General features: G+C 63.5%; 19 protein-coding genes. 5 read left to right on the top strand and 14 right to left on the bottom strand.

What is annotated here, in order from left to right:
- Positions 1–45: 45 nt before the first annotated feature.
- The 9 genes from AC3RCJ_RS12670 to AC3RCJ_RS12630 all read right to left on the bottom strand — a co-directional run bounded on the left by AC3RCJ_RS12670 (position 46) and on the right by AC3RCJ_RS12630 (position 10,907).
- Entirely contained in the window at positions 46–684 is a 639-nt protein-coding gene (locus tag AC3RCJ_RS12670) for an ANTAR domain-containing response regulator (RefSeq protein ID WP_492958612.1), read from the bottom strand.
- 64 nt (positions 685–748) lie between these two features.
- Positions 749–2,248, bottom strand: coding sequence for a CoA-acylating methylmalonate-semialdehyde dehydrogenase (locus tag AC3RCJ_RS12665; protein WP_492965645.1), 1,500 nt, complete (start codon positions 2,246–2,248; stop codon positions 749–751).
- Between the two features lie 14 nt (positions 2,249–2,262).
- Positions 2,263–3,063, bottom strand: a complete 801-nt coding sequence (iolB, locus tag AC3RCJ_RS12660; protein ID WP_492958608.1) for a 5-deoxy-glucuronate isomerase — start codon at positions 3,061–3,063, stop codon at positions 2,263–2,265.
- On the bottom strand, positions 3,060–3,974 hold the full coding sequence (gene iolE, locus AC3RCJ_RS12655) for a myo-inosose-2 dehydratase (protein WP_492958606.1): 915 nt from the start codon (positions 3,972–3,974) through the stop codon (positions 3,060–3,062). The genes iolB and iolE overlap by 4 nt, the downstream gene beginning before the upstream one ends.
- Position 3,975: 1 nt before the next feature.
- Positions 3,976–5,808 carry a 3D-(3,5/4)-trihydroxycyclohexane-1,2-dione acylhydrolase (decyclizing) gene (gene iolD / locus AC3RCJ_RS12650; protein WP_492965643.1) on the bottom strand — a complete coding sequence of 611 codons (1,833 nt, stop codon included), beginning with the start codon at positions 5,806–5,808 and terminating at the stop codon, positions 3,976–3,978.
- A complete protein-coding gene (locus AC3RCJ_RS12645; RefSeq protein WP_492965641.1) occupies positions 5,805–7,751 on the bottom strand; it encodes a bifunctional 5-dehydro-2-deoxygluconokinase/5-dehydro-2-deoxyphosphogluconate aldolase in 1,947 nt (648 codons plus the stop codon). Before AC3RCJ_RS12645 ends, iolD begins: the two co-directional genes overlap by 4 nt.
- 8 nt (positions 7,752–7,759) lie before the next feature.
- Positions 7,760–8,545, bottom strand: coding sequence for an ATP-binding cassette domain-containing protein (locus AC3RCJ_RS12640; RefSeq protein WP_492964080.1), 786 nt, complete (start codon positions 8,543–8,545; stop codon positions 7,760–7,762).
- Positions 8,546–8,548: 3 nt separating this feature from the next.
- Positions 8,549–9,718 carry an ABC transporter permease gene (locus tag AC3RCJ_RS12635; RefSeq protein ID WP_475416882.1) on the bottom strand — a complete coding sequence of 390 codons (1,170 nt, stop codon included), beginning with the start codon at positions 9,716–9,718 and terminating at the stop codon, positions 8,549–8,551.
- Positions 9,719–9,857: 139 nt separating this feature from the next.
- Positions 9,858–10,907 (bottom strand): sugar ABC transporter substrate-binding protein, encoded by a 1,050-nt coding sequence (locus AC3RCJ_RS12630; RefSeq protein ID WP_070311795.1) that lies wholly within the window; start codon positions 10,905–10,907, stop codon positions 9,858–9,860.
- A gap of 261 nt (positions 10,908–11,168) precedes the next feature.
- On the opposite strand from AC3RCJ_RS12630, the gene AC3RCJ_RS12625 reads away from it, so the two are divergent.
- Genes AC3RCJ_RS12625 through AC3RCJ_RS12615 form a run of 3 tightly spaced genes read left to right on the top strand, consistent with a single transcriptional unit; the run spans position 11,169 to position 14,065 of the window.
- Positions 11,169–12,035 (top strand): MurR/RpiR family transcriptional regulator, encoded by an 867-nt coding sequence (locus AC3RCJ_RS12625; RefSeq protein ID WP_353657677.1) that lies wholly within the window; start codon positions 11,169–11,171, stop codon positions 12,033–12,035.
- Positions 12,028–13,014 carry an inositol 2-dehydrogenase gene (gene iolG / locus AC3RCJ_RS12620; protein WP_492964121.1) on the top strand — a complete coding sequence of 329 codons (987 nt, stop codon included), beginning with the start codon at positions 12,028–12,030 and terminating at the stop codon, positions 13,012–13,014. The genes AC3RCJ_RS12625 and iolG overlap by 8 nt, the downstream gene beginning before the upstream one ends.
- A 28-nt stretch (positions 13,015–13,042) precedes the next feature.
- Positions 13,043–14,065: a Gfo/Idh/MocA family oxidoreductase gene (locus tag AC3RCJ_RS12615; RefSeq protein ID WP_492964081.1), complete on the top strand. Its 1,023-nt coding sequence runs from the start codon at positions 13,043–13,045 to the stop codon at positions 14,063–14,065.
- 13 nt (positions 14,066–14,078) lie between these two features.
- Here the strand turns inward: AC3RCJ_RS12615 and AC3RCJ_RS12610 are convergent, their stop codons facing one another.
- Entirely contained in the window at positions 14,079–14,417 is a 339-nt protein-coding gene (locus tag AC3RCJ_RS12610) for a helix-turn-helix domain-containing transcriptional regulator (RefSeq protein ID WP_492964082.1), read from the bottom strand.
- Complete coding sequence (locus AC3RCJ_RS12605; protein WP_492964083.1) at positions 14,374–14,739, bottom strand: type II toxin-antitoxin system RelE/ParE family toxin; 366 nt, start codon at positions 14,737–14,739, stop codon at positions 14,374–14,376. The genes AC3RCJ_RS12610 and AC3RCJ_RS12605 overlap by 44 nt, the downstream gene beginning before the upstream one ends.
- 237 nt (positions 14,740–14,976) lie before the next feature.
- Between AC3RCJ_RS12605 and AC3RCJ_RS12600 the strand changes: the two genes are divergently transcribed.
- A complete protein-coding gene (locus tag AC3RCJ_RS12600) occupies positions 14,977–16,194 on the top strand; it encodes a hypothetical protein (protein WP_492964084.1) in 1,218 nt (405 codons plus the stop codon).
- Positions 16,195–16,207: 13 nt separating this feature from the next.
- On the opposite strand, the gene AC3RCJ_RS12595 is transcribed toward AC3RCJ_RS12600, so the two are convergent.
- The 3 genes from AC3RCJ_RS12595 to AC3RCJ_RS12585 are packed head-to-tail and all read right to left on the bottom strand — an operon-like array spanning position 16,208 to position 19,680.
- On the bottom strand, positions 16,208–17,671 hold the full coding sequence (locus tag AC3RCJ_RS12595) for an ATP-binding protein (RefSeq protein ID WP_492964085.1): 1,464 nt from the start codon (positions 17,669–17,671) through the stop codon (positions 16,208–16,210).
- Positions 17,664–18,377 (bottom strand): response regulator, encoded by a 714-nt coding sequence (locus AC3RCJ_RS12590; RefSeq protein ID WP_492964086.1) that lies wholly within the window; start codon positions 18,375–18,377, stop codon positions 17,664–17,666. The genes AC3RCJ_RS12595 and AC3RCJ_RS12590 overlap by 8 nt, the downstream gene beginning before the upstream one ends.
- Positions 18,352–19,680, bottom strand: coding sequence for an ABC transporter substrate-binding protein (locus AC3RCJ_RS12585; protein WP_492964087.1), 1,329 nt, complete (start codon positions 19,678–19,680; stop codon positions 18,352–18,354). Before AC3RCJ_RS12585 ends, AC3RCJ_RS12590 begins: the two co-directional genes overlap by 26 nt.
- Before the next feature lie 355 nt (positions 19,681–20,035).
- On the opposite strand from AC3RCJ_RS12585, the gene AC3RCJ_RS12580 reads away from it, so the two are divergent.
- Positions 20,036–21,298: an ABC transporter substrate-binding protein gene (locus AC3RCJ_RS12580; protein WP_492964088.1), complete on the top strand. Its 1,263-nt coding sequence runs from the start codon at positions 20,036–20,038 to the stop codon at positions 21,296–21,298.
- Positions 21,299–21,325: the final 27 nt, after the last annotated feature.

Below are 21,325 nucleotides of genomic sequence, written 5' to 3'. Positions count from 1 at the left end.
TGACAGGCAAGTACGCACTGATATGGTGCATTGCACCACATCGACTCATCCCAGCAAGTCCTCCACGTCGAGGATGCGCTGGGCAATTTCCGCCAGTTTCAGCTTTTTATTCATCGCCATGCTGCGCAGCCGCTGGTAAGCCTGCTCTTCCGTCAAGCCCTGATGCGTCATCAACAAGCCCTTGGCCCGCTCGATCACCTTGCGCTCCAGCAATTTATGGCGCGACTCGTGCAATTCGGCCCGGAGTTTTTCTTCCTGGCGAAAGCGCGCCAGCGCCACGTTCAGCACGGCTTGAATGCGCTCGGCCTGCAGGCCGGCGACGATATAGGCGGAGACGCCGGCCGCCATGGCCGCGTCGATGCTGGCCGTGGCGCCGTCTTCGGTGAATAGTACGATGGGGCGGCGCTCGTCGCGCGTGGCGATGACGATGTGTTCGAGCACGTCGCGCGCGTCCGACTCGGCATCAATGATGATGAGGTCAGGCTGCAACTGGGCGATGCGCTCAGGGAGGTAGAGGTCGGCTGGAAGCGAGGCGACGATGTCGTAGCCCGATTCCAGCAAGCCGATGCGCAAGGCATTGCCGCGCTGCACTTGGGCCGCCAAGGCCGCATTCTCGTGCACGCCGTGCTCGACAATGGTGTTGACGACAACGATGCGCAAAGGCTGGGTACGGCTGGACGTCATGGGAGCGATCTGCAATGGCTAAATAGTTAACCATTGCAGCAAGCAAGAAACGAACCAGATAGGCTTACTTCAAGGTCGGCATGGCAAACTCGGCCCCGGCCGCCGTCGAGGCCGGCCAGCGCTGCGTCACCGCCTTCTGTTTCGTGTAGAAGCGCACCGCTTCCGGGCCGTGCGCATGGTGGTCACCGAACAGGCTGCGCTTCCAGCCGCCGAAGCTGTGGAAGGCCATCGGCACGGGGATCGGCACGTTCACGCCCACCATGCCGACCTGCACCCGGTGCGTGTATTCGCGCGCCGTGTTGCCGTCGCGCGTGTAGATCGCCGTGCCATTGCCATACTCATGCGCATTGACCAGGTCCAGCGCGGTGGCAAAATCGGGCACGCGCACGATGCACAGCACGGGGCCGAAGATTTCCTCTTTATAAATCGTCATCTCGGGCGTGACGTGGTCGAACAGGCTGCCGCCAAGGAAAAAGCCCTGCTCGTAGCCGGGCAAGACAAAGCCGCGCCCGTCGCAGATGAGCTTGGCGCCCTCTTCCACACCTTGCGCGATATAGCCGGCAATCTTGTCTTTATGTACCTGCGTCACCACGGGGCCCATCTCGGCCGACAGATCCATGCCTTGCGTGATCTTTAACGCCGCGATACGGGGCACCAGGGCTTCCACCAATTGATCCGCGACATTGCCGACCGCCACGACGACGGAAATGGCCATGCAGCGCTCGCCGGCCGAGCCAAACGCGGCGCCCATCAGCGCGTCCACCGTCTGGGGAATATCCGCGTCGGGCATGACCACCATGTGGTTTTTCGCGCCACCGAGCGCCTGCACGCGCTTGCCCTGGGCGCAGCCCGTCGCATAGATATACTCGGCAATCGGCGTGGAACCGACGAAGCTGACGGCGCGCACGTCCGGGTGGTGCAGCAGGCCGTCGACGGCTTCCTTGTCTCCCTGCACGACGTTGAAGACGCCGTCGGGCAAGCCCGCGTCCGTCAGCAGCTGCGCCAGCAGCAGGCTGGCCGACGGGTCGCGCTCCGACGGTTTCAACACAAACGTATTGCCGCAGGCAATGGCCATCGGGAACATCCACATCGGCACCATCACGGGAAAGTTGAACGGCGTGATGCCGACGCAGACGCCGAGCGCCTGGCGGATGGACCAGGCGTCGATGCCGCCGGCCACCTGTTCCGAATACTCTCCCTTCATCAGTTGCGGGATGCCGCAGGCAAATTCCACCACTTCGATGCCGCGCGTGACTTCCCCTTTCGCATCCGTAAACACTTTGCCGTGTTCACGCGTGATCAGCTCGGCCAGCCTGTCGGCGTTTTGCTCCAGCAATTCCTTGAATTTGAACATGACACGGGCGCGGCGCAATGGCGAGGTTTGCGACCAGGCGGGAAAGGCCGCGTGGGCGGCGGCCACGGCCGCGTTCAGCTCGGCGGAAGTGGCCAGGGCCACCTTGGCGGTCACCTCGCCCGTGGCGGGATTGAACACGTCGCTCGTGCGCTCGGAGCGCGAAGCCATCGGGTTGCCACCAATAAAGTGGCCGATCTGTTGCGTTGTCATAGCGGATTCCTTGATTATTTGGTATGCATCAGCCACTCATGGGCCGGGTCGTTTTTAAAGTGCCACACGCGTTTCGGGCCGGCCATCACGTTCAGGTAATAGCCGTCATAGCCATACGGCACGGTGACGGGGTGGTAGCCCCTGGGCACCATCACCACGTCGTGGTTTTCCACGGCCATGGCTTCATCGATGGAACGGTCATCCGTGTAGACGCGCTGGTAGGCAAAGCCCTGTTCGGGATTGAGCCGATGGTAATACGTTTCTTCCAAAGAACTTTCCAGCGGCACATTGTCGCTGTCGTGCTTGTGCGGCGGATAGCTCGAGGAATGGCCGGACGGCGTGACGACTTCCACCACCAGCAAGCCGTCCGCTTCTGCCGTCTGCGGCAGGATGTCGCACACATAGCGCGTGTTGGCGCCCTGGCCGCGCACGGAGCGCGTCATGCTGGCCGGTTCGATCAGGCGCGCCGGGCGCTGGTGGGTGGCCGGCGCGCTGCACAGGGCGACCTCGGCGGCGCTCACGGCCGTGATGCTGACCGTGGTTCCCAGCGGCACATACACGGCATACGGCGAGACGTCCTCGAAGACGCTGGCGCGCTTGCCGATGGCTTCCCAGGTTTGCTCGCCCGCCTGCACCGTGACCGTGCCCGTCAGCACGACGAGGCACAGCTCGCGGCTGCCCGTCTCCAGCGTCAAGCCCTCGCCGGCCTGCAACCTGTGCGCGGCAAAGCCCACGTGCGTCCAGCCGGCCGATGCCGGCGTGACTTCCACAATCTTGCCGCCGGCCTTGCCTGCTTTGACTAACAGCGGGCTCATGCCGCCTCCCGGCCCAGGCGAGGGATGGCCTCGACCAATTGCGCCAGGTAATCGTGGCCCATCTTCGCGTATGCGTAGCTGGGGGCGACGGCCGGGTCCTGCTCCGCTTCCACCACCAGCCAGCCCGCATAGCCGTGCAGGTACAGCCGCGTCAAGATGGCCGGAAAGTCAATGCAGCCGTCGCCCGGTACGCTGAAGGCGCCATTGATGACGGCCTGCAAAAAACTCCAGTGGCCATTGCGGGCCAGTTTCACGACGTTGGGACGCACGTCCTTGCAATGCACGTGGCAGATGCGATCGATATGCTTATTTAAAACCGCCAGCGCGTCGCCGCCGGCAAAGGTGATATGACCCGTATCAAACAACAAGCCCACTTCCGGCCCCGTCAGGGCCATCAATTGATCCACATCAGCCGGTGTTTCCACGTAGGCGCCCATGTGGTGGTGGTAGGCCAGGCGCACACCGTTGTCGAGCAAATGCTTGGCAAACGCCGTGAGTTTATCGGCGTAGTCCTGCCATTGCTGGACGGACTGGAAACGCGGGCGTTTATACAGGGGACGCGCTTCGCCCTGGATGGCGTCGGCCACTTCGCCGTAGACCATGACGGTGGCGCCGCTGTCGGCCAGCAGGCGCAAATGCGGGCCGACGGAGGCGATCTCTTCTTCCACCGAGCGGTGCGCCAGGCGGCCCGAATACCAGCCCGAGACGCATGCCAGGCCATATTTGCCCAGCACGGCGTTCAGGGACGGGGCATCTTTCGGAAACTTGTTGCCCAGTTCAAAACCCACGTAGCCGATCTCGGCGCCTTCCTTCAGGGCCGTTTCCAGGGGCGTTTCGCCGCCCAGGCTCGGCAAATCGTCGTTCATCCACGAGATCGGGTTGATGCCGATCTTGACATTCCAGGTAGTCATTTCAATTCCTTTGTTTCAGGCGATCGTTTTCATAACGGGCACGCGCAGCTTGCACGCCGGCTTGCGTGGAAACCTCGGGTACGGCCACTTCCCACCAGCAACCACCCTCTTGCGTCGTGCGCGTGGCGTCCGTATTGATGCAGATCAGATACGTGCGGGAAGCTCCCCGGGCGCGCAGCATCGCTTGCTCCAGTTCTGCGATACTGGCCACGTGCTCGCTCAAGGCGCCCAAGGATTGCGCATGCAGGGCGAAGTCGATGGCCGGTGCGCTATCGGGCAACATATTGTTGAACGAGGCATTGCCGCAGGCCTGCTGCAGGCGGTTGATGCAGCCGTAGCCCCGGTTGTCGAGCACGACGATGATGAGTTTTTTATCGAGCATGACGGAGGTGGCGATTTCCGAATTCATCATCAGATAGCTGCCGTCGCCCACCATGACGATGACTTCCGAGTCCGGCTTGGCCATCTTGACGCCGAGGCCGCCGGCGATTTCATAGCCCATGCACGAATAGCCGTATTCCATGTGGTAGCCGCCCGGCGTCGATGTTCGCCACAGTTTATGCAGTTCGGCCGGCAAGGTACCGGCCGCGCAGACGACGATGTCGCGGGTGGTGGAGTCCGGTGAAGAGCGCTGCACGGCGCCGATGACTTCGCCGTCGTACGGCAAGCCGGCGACCTCGCGTTTTCCCGTGATCGCCAGCACCGTGTCTCGCCAGGCCTTGCCTGCCTGCTGCGCGCGGTCCAGCCACTGGCCGGCGCTATTCCAGTGCGCCAGCCTTTGCGACAGGCCCTGCAAGCCCAAGGTCGCGTCCGCCTGCAGGCCCAGGCCGCGGCGTTTCAGCGCATCGAAAGCGTTGACGTTCAGGCTGAGCAGTTGCGCCTGCGCAAACAGGGAATTCGACCCCGTCGTGAAATCCTGCAGGCGCGTGCCGACGGCCAGCACGACGTCGGCCTGCGCCGCCAGCGCGTTCGCGGCGGGCGAACCGGTGACGCCGATGGCGCCCAGTTGCAGCGGGTGGTCCCACGGCAAGCTGCTCTTGCCCGCCTGGGTTTCCGCCACGGGAATGCCGTGCCGTTCGGCAAACGCCCGCAGGGCGGCGCCGGCCTGGCCGTACAATACCCCGCCACCGGCCACGATCAGCGGCTGTTTCGCATTTTTCAACAGCAACGCCGCCTCTTCCAGCTCCTGCTCGACGGGCGGTACGGCGCGGAAACGCACGACTCTCGGTTCGAAAAAGTCGGCCGGATAGTCATATGCCATCGTCTGCACGTCTTGCGGCAGGGACAAGGTGACGGGACCGCAGGCGGCCGCGTCCGTCAAGGCGGCAATCGCCCTTGGCAAGGCCGTCAGCAATTGCTCCGGATACACGATGCGGTCGAAATAGCGCGACAGCGGTTTGAAGGCATCGTTGACCGAGACGCTGCCATCGCTTCCATCTTCCAGCTGCTGCAAGACGGGATCGGGTGCGCGCGAGACAAACACGTCGCCGGGCAGGAGCAAGACCGGCAGGCGATTCACGTGCGCCAGCGCGGCGGCCGTCAGCAGGTTGGTGGCGCCGGGGCCGATGGAACTGGTGACGGCCATCATGCGCCAGCGCATGTGGGCTTTCGCATAGGCGATGGCCGAGTGCGCCATCGCCTGCTCGTTATGGGCGCGGTAGGTGGGAAAGGCATCCCGATACTGGTACAGCGCCTCGCCCAGGCCCGCCACGTTGCCGTGGCCAAAGATGGCGAAGGCGCCGCCGAACAGGGGCTGGCCGTCCTCGGTGCGCAGCACGGACAGGTAGCGGATCAAGGCCTGCGCCATGGTCAGGCGGATCGTGGTGGTGGTCATGCCGCACGCTCCAGGTGCTGGCGCGTGCGCTGCCACAAACTGATCAGCTGCTCGAAGTTGGCGCGCACGGCGGCGATCAGGCCCGCGTCGTCAAGCTCTCCGGCCAGCCAGCGGCGGCTCGGTTCCTGGAAGATGGTGCGGCCCACCATGAAACCCTTGCAGGTGCTGCTGGCACTGGCCTGCTCGAAGCTGGCGGCCAGTTTGTCGATCGGCGCGTTCAAACCGAGCAGGACGACGCCACGGCAATACGGATCGCGCTCGTGCACGAGGGCATCGATGGCTTGCCATTGCGCAGCTGACATGCTTTCCAGCTTCCACCATTCCGGGTAAATGCCTAGGTTGTACAGGCGCTTGACGGCGCGCAAGACGGTATCGTCGCTGTGCGGCAAGGCTTCCGACGGTATGACTTCGAGCAACAGTTCGTGACCGCTCACTTGCGCCGCGTCGTACAGGGCCTTGATCTGCGCTTCCTGTTCCAGCCGGTTTTCCACGGCATCGTCCGGGTGCAGCTGCACCAGGCACTTGATCACGTGTTCCTTCGGCCAGCTGAGCAGGTGGGAGCCGATGGAGCGGCCCCAGTCGAATTGTAGCGGGTTGGAGCCCGGCAATTCCACGGGACGGCCTATCCACCAGCCGCGCCCCGTCGCATCGTTGAGTGCGTCAACGCCATAGCGGCCATCGATCAGCACGCCCGTCGTGCCGGCCAGCTGCAAGGCCGTTTCCGTTTGCGCCACGGCTTGCACCATCAATTGCTTCAAGGCTGCGATACGCGATTCGGATGCGCCCGTTTGTTGCGCCAGCTCAAAAAACTGCGTGCGGTGATCGAAGGCGAACACGCACAGTTCATTCCACTGTTTGCGCGCCACCGTCGTGCGGTGCAGGCGCGACAAGGTCGCATCCTGGTCCGGCTGCGTCAGCTTGGCCGCATTGGCCAGGAAATAGTCGAGCTCGACGGGCGACGGCATGGCCGGGGCGCAGCCGTGGCGCGACACGACGAGGGCGCCGCAGCCGTTCGCATAGCGGCAGCACGCTTCGTAATCCTCGCCGCGCAGCCAGCCCTTTAAAAAGCCGGACAGGAAGGCGTCGCCCGCGCCCAGCACGTTCAACACTTCCACGCGCACGCCACGGTAGTTATACGCGTCATCCAAACTGGCCGGTACTACGCTGTCGATGACGGCGCTGCCCAGCGGGCCCCGCTTGACGACCAGGGTGGCCAGGGTGGCGGCCCGCACGGCGCGCAGGGACGCCATGATGTCGGCACCGCCGCCGGCGATCATGAATTCATCTTCCGTGCCGACGATCAGGTCGAACTGCGGCAAGATCGCCTGCAAGTGGCGGGTGACGCCGTCGTTCGAGACGAAACGCGTTTCGCCGTCGGCCTTGCCCGACAAGCCCCACAGCACGGGCCGGTAATCGATGTCGAGCACGGTGCGCACGTTATGGGCGCGGGCCAGTTTCAATGCCTGGGTGCTGACGGCGTGCATGGCGGCCGTGGAAAAGTGCGTGCCGGTGATCAAGAGCGCCTTGCTGGAAGCGATAAAGGCGGCGTCGACGCTGGACGCTTCGATGGCCATGTCGGCGCAATTTTCACGGTAAAAGATCAGCGGGAAGGTGTTCTTGTCCTTGATGCCCAACATCACGAGCGCCGTCAACCGGTCGCGGTCGATGCCGACGTGGCTGACGTCGCAGCCCTCCCGCGCCAAAGTATCCGTCAAGAAACGGCCCATGTGGTCGTCGCCCACCTTCGACAGCATGGCCGACTTCAAGCCCAGGCGAGCCGTGCCGAAGGCGATATTGGCCGACGAGCCGCCCAGGTATTTGGCGAAACTGGTGACATCTTCCAGGGTGCTGCCGATCTGCTGCGCGTACAGGTCCACGGCTAGGCGGCCCAGGCAGATCACGTCGAGCGCGCGGCCCTGGGCAAATTGTGTGGAATTATTCATGGTTATCCTTAAATCGTGACACCGTCGAGTTCACTCATCAGCGTTTGCATTTCCGCGCCGCCCGCCATCATGTCCAGCAAGGCCTCCTTGCTCACCGTATCCTTGGTGAAGGTGCCCAGCGACTTGCCCCGGTTCAACAATGTGAACGAGTCGCCGACCGGATACGCATGGTGCACATTATGCGTAATAAAGATCACGGAAATACCCCGCTCGCGCGCCTTGTAGATCAGTTTCAGCACATTGAACGATTGCTTGACGCCCAGGGCGGCCGTCGGTTCGTCGAGGATCAGCACGCGGGCACCGAAGTGGATGGCGCGGGCGATGGCCAGGCACTGCTTTTCGCCGCCCGACATGGTGCCGATGGCCTGGTGCGGGTCGCGCACCATGATGCCCATCTCGGCCAGCTTGTCGCGCGCCGTGTCGGCCGCATAGTCGATATCCATCACGGGCACCAGGCCCAGCAGCTTTTTCATCGGCTCGCGGCCCATGAAGAAATTGCGCGCCACGGACAGCAGCGGCACCAGCGCCAGATCCTGGTAGACGGTGGCCACGCCCATGTCCAGCGCTTCGCTGGGCGAATTGAAGACGACGGGCTTGCCATCGACCAGGTATTGGCCATCGGTGGGCTTGTGCACGCCGGCCAGGGTCTTGATCAACGTCGACTTGCCGGCGCCGTTGTCGCCCAGCAAACAATGAACCTCCCCCTCGCGCAAGCGCATGGTGATGTTTTGCAGCGCCAGCACGGAGCCGAAACGCTTGCTGACATTTTCCAGGGCAAGAATATGCTCGCTCATGATTTACCTCGCTTCCGTGACGCGTGAGCGTACAAAGTTATTGAACAGTACCGCGATCAGCAGCATCACGCCGAGGAAGACGCGGAACCAGTCCGAATTGATGTTGGTATAAGTGATGCCGATCTGCACGACGCCGAAGATCAGCGCGCCGAAGCAGGCGCCGACGACGGAACCGTAGCCGCCCGTCAGCAAGGCGCCGCCGATGACGGCCGCGATGATGGCTTCGAATTCCTTTTGCATGCCGCGGTCAGCGGCGGCCGAACCCACGTCGCATACTTGCAAGGTGGCAAACAGGCAGGCGCAGAAGGCCGTGAAGACGAACAGGGAAATTTTCACCTTGCGTACCGGCACGCCCACATTCTTGGCCGCGTTGGCGTCGCCGCCGACGGCAAACATCCAGTTGCCGAAGCGGGTACGCGACAAGACGAAGGCGGCGCCGGCGGCCAGCACCAGCCACCAGGCGATGACTTTCGGCACGCCTTTCACCAGCGGCGAGCCGTCGTCGAGCACGGCGATCCAGCCATGCGCGCCCAGCCACTGGAACAGGCCCGTGGCCACATTGCCGTGGAACAACAGGCTGGCCAGCCAGTCCTGCGCCGCCAGGTCGCCCACGCCGCTGACGATGGTGCGGTTGGCGAACATGATCGACAGGGCCAGGGTCAGGCCACGCAGGATGAACAGGAATGCCAGGGTGACGATGAACGACGGCAAGCGCGTCTTGATGACGATGTAGCCGTTGAGCCAGCCCAGCGCCATGGAACCGGCGAAGGCGAAGAGAATGGCGGCCCACAATGGCCAGTGGAAGTAAATCGTCGGGATGGCGATCATCATGCCGGCAAAGCCGATCATGGAGCCGATCGACAGGTCGAATTCACCGGCGATCATCAACAGGCAGGCGCCGATGGCGATGATGCCCAGGTAGGACGCCACTTGCATCCAGTTGACGACGCCATCGAGGTTGAACATGCCGGAATCGCCGGCCGTGATGACAAAGAAGGCAAACACGAGCACCGCGCCGGAAATCGAGGCGAACTCGGGGCGGCCAAAAAACCGTTTGACCCAGCTGGTCGTGCCCACGCGCTCGTCGGCGGCGGCAACTGGCTTGCTGGAGGCGCCGGGAGGCGGAGGAGGATACTTGCCGGGGCTAGCCAGGCTGGATTTGAGCGCAGTCATACAAAGTCCTTTCAGTGATACTTGTTACCAATTCCGATTACTTTCCTGCCAGCATCGCTGGCGCCAGGCGTGTTCCTCCCATGCGCCGCCCGCGGGAGGCGGTGCGGCGCTGGGCAACTCCCGGTGGCGACTGTGTGGATTAGCGGTATTGGCCGGCGTATTTTTCGACCTTGGCGATGTTTTCCTTGGTCACGAAGCCGGGGCCGGAGCTGATGTGGCGCGGGCCATAGATGGGCGTCAGGCCGTATTCGGCCAGGCGCGCCTGGTATTTCGGATTGGCGATCAGGATTTCCTTGACCTTGGCCAGGTCAGTGATTTTTTGCTGTTTCATGATGGCCATCACGGCAACGGGAATGTAGCCTTGCAGGTAAGGCTGCTGGTCGATGGCGAACTGGATGCTGCCATCCTTGATGCCCTTGGCGATTTCTTCCGACAAATCGAAGCTGGCGAAGTACATCTTGCCTTTCAGCCCCAGCTTCTCGACGGCGCGCATGGCGGCCGGTGCCGAATCCGGTCCCAGCGCCAGCACGGCCTGGGTCTTCGGATTGCTGCGCAGATAGGCGCTGACCTTGCTTTCGATCACGCCAGGATCGACGCCATTGGTGTCGAGCGTGGACGATTTGAAATCGACGCCGAGCGCATCGGCAAAACCGCGGCAGCGTTCGAACGAGGACGCATTCATCGCATAGTGATTCACGCACACGAACGATTTGATGCCCGCTTCCTTGGCGCGCTTGCCGGCGCCCAGGCCCGCGTCATACTCGGGCTGGCCCACGTGCATGATGGCTTTCAACTGTTCGCTTTGCGCGATGGTGCCCGAATTGATGGTCACGAGCATGATTTTCTTGGCCACAACCGTACCCAGCGGTTTTTGCAGCACGCTGAAGTCGGCGATATCGGCGATCAAGCCATCGTAATTGCGCGCGGCCGATTGTTCGATCAGGCGCGCCATGTCGGCCAGGTCGCCATTCGGCGGATTGCGGTAGTCGACGGACACGTTGAAGTCTTCGCCGGCTTGCTTGATGGCGTTCTTGATGGTGTTCCACCAGGAATCGGAGTCCGGCGCATGGCTGACCATGACGAATTTCTCACCGGCAGCATGGCTGGCGCCCGTGCTCAAACCCAGGCTCAGGCCCAGGCTGGCGATGGCCAGGCACTTCATCAAACCCTTGCTTTTATTGCTATGCATGAATGTCTCCTAGACGGATTAATTTTTATAGTTGCGAGCTTTTATGAAGGGTGTCACCGGCCTGGCCTTGCGGCACACGAACCGATGCACTGCGCACAGCTTAGGCCACAAAAAAGACAAATGCAATAAAATTTTCAAATTAAATTTAAATAGAAATTCGTTTCTATTTTCAAGATTCCCTCCTATAATTCTCGCCAGAACCAGCCGTAGCGCAACTTGATACAGCATCGCGGCCCAGCAAGTACACCAAGGAAAGAAACCATGGCAGCCACCGCCCCCATCGAACAGCTGATGCAGCACATTGCCGCCGAATACGACAATCTGTCGCGCCAGCTGAAAGTCATCGCCCAATACATCGAAAAGCACCGCGCCAGTTTGATGCTCGAACGCATCAGCGACATCGCCGCCGCCTGCGACGTGCAGCCGTCGGCCATCGTGCGCTTCGCGCAGCGCTTCGGCTACACGGGCTTTTCCGAAATGCAGGACGTGTTCCGCCAGGCATACACGGACCAGGCCGGCGCCACGCCCGACTACCAGCAGCGCATCCGCAAGCTCATTTCCACGCGCGACGCCGCCCTCAGCGCGGGCGACCTGACGCGCGAATTCGTCGGCGCCAGCCGTGCCGGCCTCGACGACCTGGCGGCCGGCCTCGACGACGCCCAGCTGGAGGCAGCCGTCAACCTGCTGCTGAAAGCGGACAATATCTATGTGATCGGCGTGCGCCGGTCGTTTCCGATCGCCTCCTACATCGCCTACGCGCTCGAGCATACGGACAAGCGCGTGCACCTGATCAGCGGACTGGGCGGCATGCACCGCGAACAGATGCGCAGCGTGCGCGAACGCGATGTGGCGATCGCCATCAGTTTCTCGCCTTACGGCAAGGAAACCCAGCAGTGCATCAAGGCGGCGCAAGACAAGGGTGCCAAGGTCCTGGTGATTACCGACAGCAAGCTGGCCCCGCTCGCGCGGGCCGCCGACGCGCTGCTCACCGTCACCGAGGGCAGCGCCTTCGCCTTCCGCTCGCTGACCAGCACCATCTGCCTGTGCCAGGCGCTGTTCATCGCGCTGGCATACAAATTAGAGCTCGACATCGAAGAAATCCACACCCCAGGAGAACATGATGATTGAAGTAGCGTTATTCGGCGCCGGACGCATCGGCAAAATCCACGCGGCCAACCTGGCCTTTCACCCCGGCGTGCAATTCAAGTACGTGGTCGACGTCAACCAGGAAGCGGCCGCCGCGCTGGCCAGCCTGCATGGCGGCAGCAGCGCCTCGGTGGAAACGGCGCTGGCCGATCCGGCCATCAAGGCTGTCGTCATCGCCTCGAGCACGGACACGCACGCGGACCTGATCCTGCGCTCGGCCGCCGCCGGCAAGGCCATCTTTTGCGAAAAACCCGTCGATCTGACCCTCGACCGGGCACGCGCCTGCGCCGCCGCCGTCCAGGAAGCGGGCGTGCTGTGCATGCTGGGCTTCCAGCGCCGCTATGACCCTACCTTCGCCTTCCTGAAGGCACGGGTCGAGGCGGGCGAAATCGGCACGCCGGAATTGCTCATTGTGACCAGCCGCGATCCGGGTCCGCCCCCCGTGAGCTACATCAAGGTGTCGGGCGGCATCTTCAAGGATATGCTGATCCACGACTTCGACATCTTCCGCTGGATACTCGACGATGAAGCCGTCAGCGTGCACGCCACGGGCAGCTGCCTGGTCGACCCGGCCATCGGCGCGGCGGGCGACCTCGATACGGCCGTCGTCACCATCCGCACGGCGAAGGGACGTTTGTGCCAGATCAACGCCACGCGCCGCGCCGCGTATGGCTATGACCAGCGTTTTGAAGTGCTGGGCAGCAAGGGCATGCTGCAGGCGGGCAACCACAAGCCGACCGAAGTGACGGCTTACGGTGCCGTGAACGTCAGCGTGGATCGCCCGGAAGATTTTTTCCTGGAACGCTACCGCGTCGCCTACGCGCAGGAAATGGCGCACTTCTTCGACGCGCTCACGCATGGCACGCCGCTGCGCACCACCGTTCACGACGGCTTGAAGGCCCTGGAACTGGCCGAGGCGGCGACGCTGTCGTGGCGCGAACAGCGCGTGGTCACTGTATAAACCAATAATAAAGCTATTTGGAGACACCATGTCATCCCCAACATTAAAAGTCGGCATCGTCGGCCTGGGCCGGCTGGGCCAGCGCCACGCCATCAACCTGGCGCAGCGCGTGCCCAACGCCGACGTGGTGGCCGCCTGCAGCCCCGTGCCGGCCGAGCTGGACTGGGCCGCCAGCCAGCTCGGCATCACCACCGGCTATGCCGACTACGAGGCCCTGCTGGCCCATCCGGGCCTGGACGCCGTCTTCCTCGTCACGCCCACCTCGCTGCATGCGGACCAGATCATCGCCGCCTTGCGCGCCGGCAAGCACGTGTTTTGCGAAAAACCGCTATCGCTGGACCTGGCCGACTGCCTGAAGGTGGAAGCGGAAGCGGCGCGCCACCCGCAATTGACCGTCATGATCGGTTTCGTGCGGCGTTTCGACGCCAGCTACCATGACGCGCAGCAAAAGATCGCCCAAGGTGTCATCGGCAAGCCGTATCTGGTGCGCTCGCAAACCTGCGACCAGAACGACCCCAGCGGCGCCTTCATGCGCTTCGCCCCCACCAGCGGCGGCATCTTCCTCGATTGCAGCGTGCACGATATCGACCTGGCGCGCTGGCTGCTGGGCAATCCTGTGCCCAGGCGCGTGTATGCGAGCGGCACCAACGCCATCCACACGGGCTTGCAGGCCTTCGGCGACGTCGACAACGGCCTGGCGACGGTCGAGTTTGCCGATGGCAGCATGGCCAGCTTCATGGCCTCGCGCACCATGGCGCATGGCCATGAAACCCTGACGGAACTGTTCGGCACGGGCGGCCGCCTGGCCGTGGGCAGCAATCCGCGCCTGAACAGGGTGGAAATCTCGGATGCGCACGGCGTGCGCAACGAGTGCACGCCGGACTTCTACGCCCGCTTCGCCGACGCCTTCCTGATCGAGGCGCAGGAATTCACGGATGCGGCGCTGGGCCGGCGCACCCTGTCATTGACCTTGCACGACGCGACGGAAGCGACGCGCATCGGCCTGGCCATGACGCAAGCCATGCGCGAGGCGCGGCCCGTGGAGTTTTAAGCGGCCAGTGGACTCAGGCCGCCGGTGCTGGAAACGGTTGCCTGGGTTCCACGGCCAGGCGCAAGCCCATGGCATCGAGGATGGCCGTCAAGGTGCTCAAGGACGGATTGCCATCGGGCGACAGGGTACGGTACAACTGGGTGGGATTGAGCTTGGCCGCCTGCGCCACGGCGGGCACGCCGCCAAAGGCGCGTGTCAGCTGGCGCAGCACGGCCAGCAGTTCGCCATGCTCGCCATCGATGAGGATATGGTTGATCAGTTCAAGGGCGAGAGCGGGGTCGTCGCGGTACAGTTCGGCCATCGCTTCGTCATGCGAGCGGTCTCTCGGTGGTTTGCTTAGTTCCTCTTTCATGTCCTCTCTCCTTCCAGTCGTGCCAGCAGGCACAGGCGTACTCGATATCTTTCGATTGGGTACGCTTGTCGCCGCCGCACAGCAATAAAATGATCTGTTCCCCGGCAATGGCGTAATACACGCGGTAGCCGGGCCCCACGTCGATGCGCAATTCCCACACGCCATCGTGGCAGAACTTGTGGTCGCCAAAATTGCCGGGAATCATACGCAGCACGCGCCGGGCTATGGCCACCCTGGCCGTGGTATCGCGCTGGCGTTTCAGCCATTCCGTATATAAATCCCTGCCCGATGATGTCAGATAGTGCCGGATCTCGACCATCATATTCGTCCATAAACGAAGAAATATCAAGGAAAAAATCACGTGGTTGCATAAAAAAGAAGTCCACGCCATCTTGCGGCGAAACCGCATGACGCAGGTGCCGAATGCCGGGATTACTGATGTATATCAAGATGCGTTTCCCCAGTTACTGTAGAGAAATGATGTGGCGCGTACACGCCTCACGCGCATGCCATTGCGCTATACAATAAGCGCTGCCCAACCGCGAAAAACTCTGCCGCCATGACGAATAACGATAGCAACTCCCCTCCCCTTGCCCACGTGGCCGAACGCTACGTCAAGCTGGTTCTGGCCATGGGCCAGCACGATGCGTCGTATGTGGACGCCTATTACGGCCCGCCCGCATGGCAACAGGAAGCGGTAGAACAGCAATTGAGTTTGAGCGACATCAAAGCCGCGACTGACAAGGCGCTGGCCCTGCTGGCCGACGAACCTTGCCTGCGCGCCCTTAACCTGAGCAAGCAGTTGCAGGCCGTGCTGGCCAAGGCGGACATGCTGCAAGGCGCACGCCTGGATTTCGATACGCAAAGCGCGCGCCTGTACGATGCCGTCTCGCCCCACCACAGCCGCGCATATTACGCAGAACTGGTGGCGCAGATCGAGGCCCTGCTGCCTGGCGATGGCATGGTGAGCGACAGGGTCAACGCCTTGCGCGCGCAACTCGTCATTCCCGCCGACAAGCTGCGCGCCGTCATGGACGCGGCCATCCGCATGGGCCGCGAGCGCACCCTGCAGTACATCGCCCTGCCCGACGGCGAAGATTTTATATTGGAATTCGTCACCGACAAGCCGTGGAGCGGCTACAACTGGTACAAGGGCAACTACCAGAGTGTGATCCAGATCAATACGGACTTGCCCGTGTATATCGATCGCGCCGTCGACCTCGGCTGCCATGAAGCGTATCCGGGCCACCACGTCTACAACGTGCTGCTCGAGCGCGACCTGGTGCGCGGCAAGGGCTGGATCGAATACTGCATCTACCCGCTGTACTCGCCGCAATCATTGATCGCCGAAGGCACGGCCAATTACGGCATCGAACTGAGCTTTACAGAGGCAGAACGGCTGGACTTCGAACAGCAAGTGCTGTATCCGCTGGCCGGTCTGGACCCGGCGCTGGCGCCCCGCTATGCGCAACTCAATGTCTTGCTGGCCAAACTCAGCTACGCCGACAACGACATCGCGCGCCAGTACCTCGAAGGCGGCATCACGCGCGAGGAAGCGCTGGAATGGCTGGTCAACGTGCGCCTGTATCCGGCCGAGAAATCGGCGCAGCGCCTTCAATTCTATGATGCCATGGGCGCGTACGTCATCAACTACAACCTGGGCCAGGACATGGCGAAAGCCTATGTCGAGCGCCAGGGCGCCACGCGCGAAGCACGCTGGGCCGCCTTCCGCGACCTGATGTCGTCGCCGCGCGTGCCCAGCGCACTGCTGGCCTGACGCCAGCCGCCGGCTACTGGGCCGGCAGGCGGATGGTCGCTTCCAGGCCGCCGTCGCGATGGTTGGCCAGGCTCAGCTCGCCACCGTGCGCCTGCACGATGCTGCGCGCGATACCGAGTCCCAGTCCCATGCCGTGCGCATTCTGCTCGCGGCCGTGCTCCAGGCGCACATACGGCTGGAACAGGCTGGCGAAGGCCTCTTCCGGCACGCCCGGGCCGTCGTCGCGGATGCGGATGACGATATGCGCGCCTTCGCGGCACGCGGACAGGTGGGCCGTCTTGCCGTAAAACAAGGCATTGTCGAGCAGGTTGCCGATGGCGCGCTTGAGCGCCAGCGGCTTGGCCGTCACGCTCAGGCCCGTGTCCACATAATGCACGTCGTGGCCGGCCAGCTCGGTGCCGCGCACCATGCGCCGCAGCAAGGCGTCGAGCCGCACTGCGGTGGCGTTTTCATGGATGTCGCTATCCTTCACGCACTGCAGCGCCCCCTTGACCATCATGTCCAGCTCGTCAAGGTCATCGTGGAATTCATTGCGCTGCACATCGTCGTCGAGCAGTTCCGTGCGCAGCTTCAAACGCGTGATGGGCGTGCGCAAGTCGTGCGAAATCGAGACGAACAGGCGTTCGCGGTCTTCCAGGTAGCGCTGGATACGCTCGCGCATGGCACCAAAGGCGCGCGCCGTCTGCACGAACTCGCGGCTGCCCGTCTGCGGCAGGGGCGGCGGCGTCTCGCCGCGGCCAAACGCCTCGGCCGCGTCCGACAGGGCCGCCAGCGGCCGCGTGGTCCAGCGCACGACGAGGATGGACAACAGCAGCACGGCCGCCAGCGACAGCGCTTGCAGCAGCACGCGGTCCAGGGTCCACGGGTTGCTGCTTTGCAAGAAATACGGATTCGGCATCAGCGCCGCCAGGTACAGCCAGTTGCCCGGCTCCAGCTCGGCCTGGATCACCAGCACGGGGGCCGGATTCGGTTTCAGCAGCAAGATATGCTGGACCCAGTTTTCCGGCAGGTCGCCGATGCGCGCGCCGCTGTCGGCCACCACCAGATCGGCCGGCCAGGCGAAACCGACGCGGTAGCCGGCCAATTGCGGCAAATCCTCCTTCAGCGCCGCGCCCACGGTGGCCACCACCGTGTCGGCCAGCGCGTGCGGTGCGATCTCGCGGATGGCCAGCGGGCCCTGGTTGACGTTGACAAAGAAGCGCGTGCCGCCCATCTCGCGGAATTGCTGGATCAGGATGGGCCGGTAATTGGCGGGCAGGCTGAGGAAAAAACGGATGGTGCTGCTGGCGCTGCGGGCCAGGTGCTGCGAGGCCATGCGCGCTTCCACGGCCGAATCGCGGCGCAGCTGCGCGGCCCAGATCAGGTTGCCCACCAGTTGCGTGGCCAGCACGCCGGCCACCATCACCACGGACAGGCGGCCCAGCAGCGATTGCGGCAGCAAACGCCCCGGCAGCCCTTGCGCGCCCCGCTCAGGCATGCGCGCTGCTCACGTCGGCCGAAAACACATAGCCGGCGCCACGCACCGTCTTGATCAGCATGGGCTGCTTGCCATCGTCCTTCAGGCGCAGGCGCAGCCGGCTCACCTGCACGTCGAGCGAGCGGTCGAGCGGCCCCGCGTCGCGCCCCCGCGTCTGTTCGCACAGCACGCTGCGGTCGAGGATGTCGCCCGGATGCTCGACGAAATAGCGCAGCAGCTGGAAATCGAGTCCCGTCAGCTGCAGCGGCTCGCCATCGGCATCCGTCACCGTGCGCTCCAGCGTATCGAGCGTAAAGCCGACGAAGCGGTAGTAGCGTGGCGGCGCCGCCGCGTCGATGCCCGTGCGGCGGTGGATGGCCTTGATGCGCGCCAGCAATTCACGCGGACTGTAGGGCTTGGCGATGTAGTCGTCGGCCCCCAGCTCCAGCCCCACCACCCGGTCTGTCTCGTCGGAACTGGCCGTCAGCATGATGATCGGCACGTTCGAGCGGGCGCGCACCACCTTGCACAGGGCAAAGCCATCCGTGTCGGGCAGCATCACGTCGAGGATCACCAGCGACAGGCTGTCGGCGTGGCGATGGAATTCGGCCAGGAAGGCGGCGCCGTCGTGCGCCAGGCCCACCTCGTACTGGTTTTTCTCCAGGTAGGCCTTCAGCAGCATGCGGGTCTTTTGATCGTCGTCAACGACCAGGATTTTGCGCGACATGGTCTCGTCCTTTTTTATTCAGCGCCTGCAACATGCTGGCGATCCGGCGCTGGGTGTCGGCCGCGCTGATCGTATCATTCAGGAAATAGCGGTGCACCTCGGCGATGATGGCGTCTTTGCTGGTTTCATCGGTGGCCATGCGGTGCACGAGGCTGGGCGCCTGGAAGGCCGCGCCGCGCGCGAACGCCTGCGCCGACCCGCGCGCACAACTGTCCAGACGCGACAGGTCAGCCAGACGCAGCGCGGGAATCGAGCCTTTCACCTGGCTGTACTCGAGCTGCACGGCTGGCGACGCGACCACCTGCGCCAGCTTTTCCTGCGCGCCCTGGTGCGTGTAGTCGGACGCGAACATGGCCAGCGTATCGATGCTGTACAGGTGATATTCGCCCGTGTCGGGCGCGGCGAGGCAGCCGAAGACCTCGTCCGTGGCACGCCCCCAGGCATTGAGTTCGCCCTTGGCCCAGTCGCCCATGATGTACATGGCCGCCTCGCCATCACCGACCTGGCGCGCCATCTCGGTCCAGCCCTGTTCGCGCAGCGGCGTCGCCATCCATTGCTTGAGCGACCTCAAGCGCTGCAAGGCGTGCCGCAGGCGGGGGTCGGCGTACGCCTCGGCCTTCTTCTCGACAAACAGGGCGCGGTAGTAGGCGGGCCCCGATTCGGCCAGCACCAGCGTCTCGAACAGGGTGGCCACCTGCCACGCTTCGCTGCTTTGCGCCAGCGGCGTGATGCCGGCCTGGCGCAGTTGACGGGCGACGCGCTCGAAGTCGCTCCAGCTGCGCGGCGCGGCCAGGCCCAGGCGCTGGAAAATCTTGCGGTTGTAAAACAGCGTATTGATGCGGTGGATGCCGGCCGGCACGCCCATCGTATGGCCGCGGTTCTGCAGCAGGCCCCACACGGTCGGATACATGGTCGCGCGCCAGTTGTTGCTGGCGGCAACGCTGTCGAGCTGCAGCAGCAGGCCCAGGTCGCTCCACTCGCCCAGGGTGTAGCCGATCAGCTGCATGACTTCCGGCGAATTGCCGGCCAGCACGCGGCTCTTCAGCACCTTGCCCGCGCCGACGCCGGCGCCGCCCGCGATGCCCGCGTCGCGCCATTCGACGCCTTCCTGCGCCAGGCGCGCCACCAGCACGTCGGCGGCGCGGCGCTCGCCGGTCGAGGTCCACCAGTGCAGCACCTGCAGCGGCTCGGCCCGCGCGGACGCGCCGGTCCACATCAGCGAGAGCAGCGCCAGCGCCGCCACGCCGCGACGGCGGGCGGCCCCGGCATGGCGGTCGGCGGTGCTGCGCGGTGGCGTCTTCAATGCTGTCCCCTTGTTCTTGTCGCGACAAACTATAGCCCAACTACAAAACAGCAGGTTGGTAATTTAGCCCGCTGATTTGTAAAGAAACGTGAGCTTTTGTTGCGCCATCTTGCACGGCGTCCAGGCGGCCGCGACCGGCCGACGCCCCGCGCGGCGTGCCACGGCAGCGGCCGACGGTAAGGAAAGGTAAGCAAGCGCACCTGCACATTTCAATATTATCCTTTTAAATCAACAAGATAAGAAACGATCGCCAGCGCGCTGCCGGATGCTGGCGTCACATTTCCCCCGATGCTACTGTCCGCCAACTGCAGCGTATCAGGCAGCCAAACAAGACCAACACCAACAAGGAGACATCATGCGATTGCATGCACAAGGCGGCGTGGCCGCGCGCAACACATTGCTGGCCCTGCTGCTGGCCAGCGGCACGGCGCAAGCGGGCACGCTCACCATCGAAAGCTGGCGCGTGGACGACAAGACCCTGTGGGAAACCGTGCTCATCCCCGCCTTCCAGAAAAAGCATCCGGGCATCGAAGTCAAGTTCTCGCCCACCGCCCCCACCGAATACGATTCCACGCTGAACGCGCGCCTGAGCGGCGGCACGGCCGGCGACTTGCTGGCCTGCCGCCCGTTCGACGTCTCGCTGGCCCTGTACAAGCGGGGCCAGCTGGAAAAGCTCGACGGCAAGGCCGGCATGGACAACTTCCCCGCCTCGGCCAAGGTGGCGTGGCAGACGGACGATGGCAAGGACACCTTCTGCATGCCGATCGCCTCCGTCATGCATGGTTTCCTGTACAACAAGAAAATCTTCCGCGAACTGAAACTGCAGCCGCCCGCCACGGAAGAGGAATTCTTCATGGTGCTCGAAACGGTCAAGAAAAGCGGCAAGTATGCGCCGCTGGCCCTGGGCACGGCCGACCAGTGGGAAGCGAACCAGGTGGTGTTTACCAGCATCGGCGCCAATTACTGGAAGGGTGAAGAGGGCCGCAAGGCGCTGATCGCCGGCAAGGCCAAGTTTACCGATCCGCAATTCGTTGCCGCCTGGGAATATGAGGCCCGGCTGGGCAGCTATCTGTCCAAGGGCGCCAGCGCGCAAACCTATGGCGACAGCCAGAACCAGTTCGCGCTGGGCAAGGCCGCCATCTACCCGGCCGGCTCCTGGGATATCGCCTACTTCAAGCAGGACCCGGAGCTGGAACTGGGCGCCTTCAACCCGCCCGTGCGCAAGGCCGGCGACAAGTGCCAGATCTCGGACCACACCGACATCGGCATGAGCATCAACAAGAAGTCGAAGAACAAGGACGATGCCTACAAATTCCTCGCCTGGCTCGGTTCGCAGGAATTCGCCGACATCTACACCAACAAGGTGACCGGTTTCTTCTCGCTGTCGAACCACTTGATCTCCATCAAGGACCCGCTGGCCAAGCAGATGAACGGCTGGCGCGCCAGCTGCGCCTCGACCATCCGCTTGAACGCGCAAATCCTCAACCGGGGCGAACCGAGCATGGAAAACGAGCTGTGGAACGTCAACGCCCAGGTCCTGAACGGCAAGCTGGCGCCGAAAGACGCGGCGCGCCAGATCCAGGCCGGCTTTGCCAAGTGGTACAAGCCGCAGCAGTAATCGCCCCTTCCTCCCCCCGCAACCGGC

It is taken from the genome of Janthinobacterium sp. GW822-FHT07H11, assembly GCF_058798615.1.
This window is presented reverse-complemented; position numbering and strand designations above follow the sequence as displayed.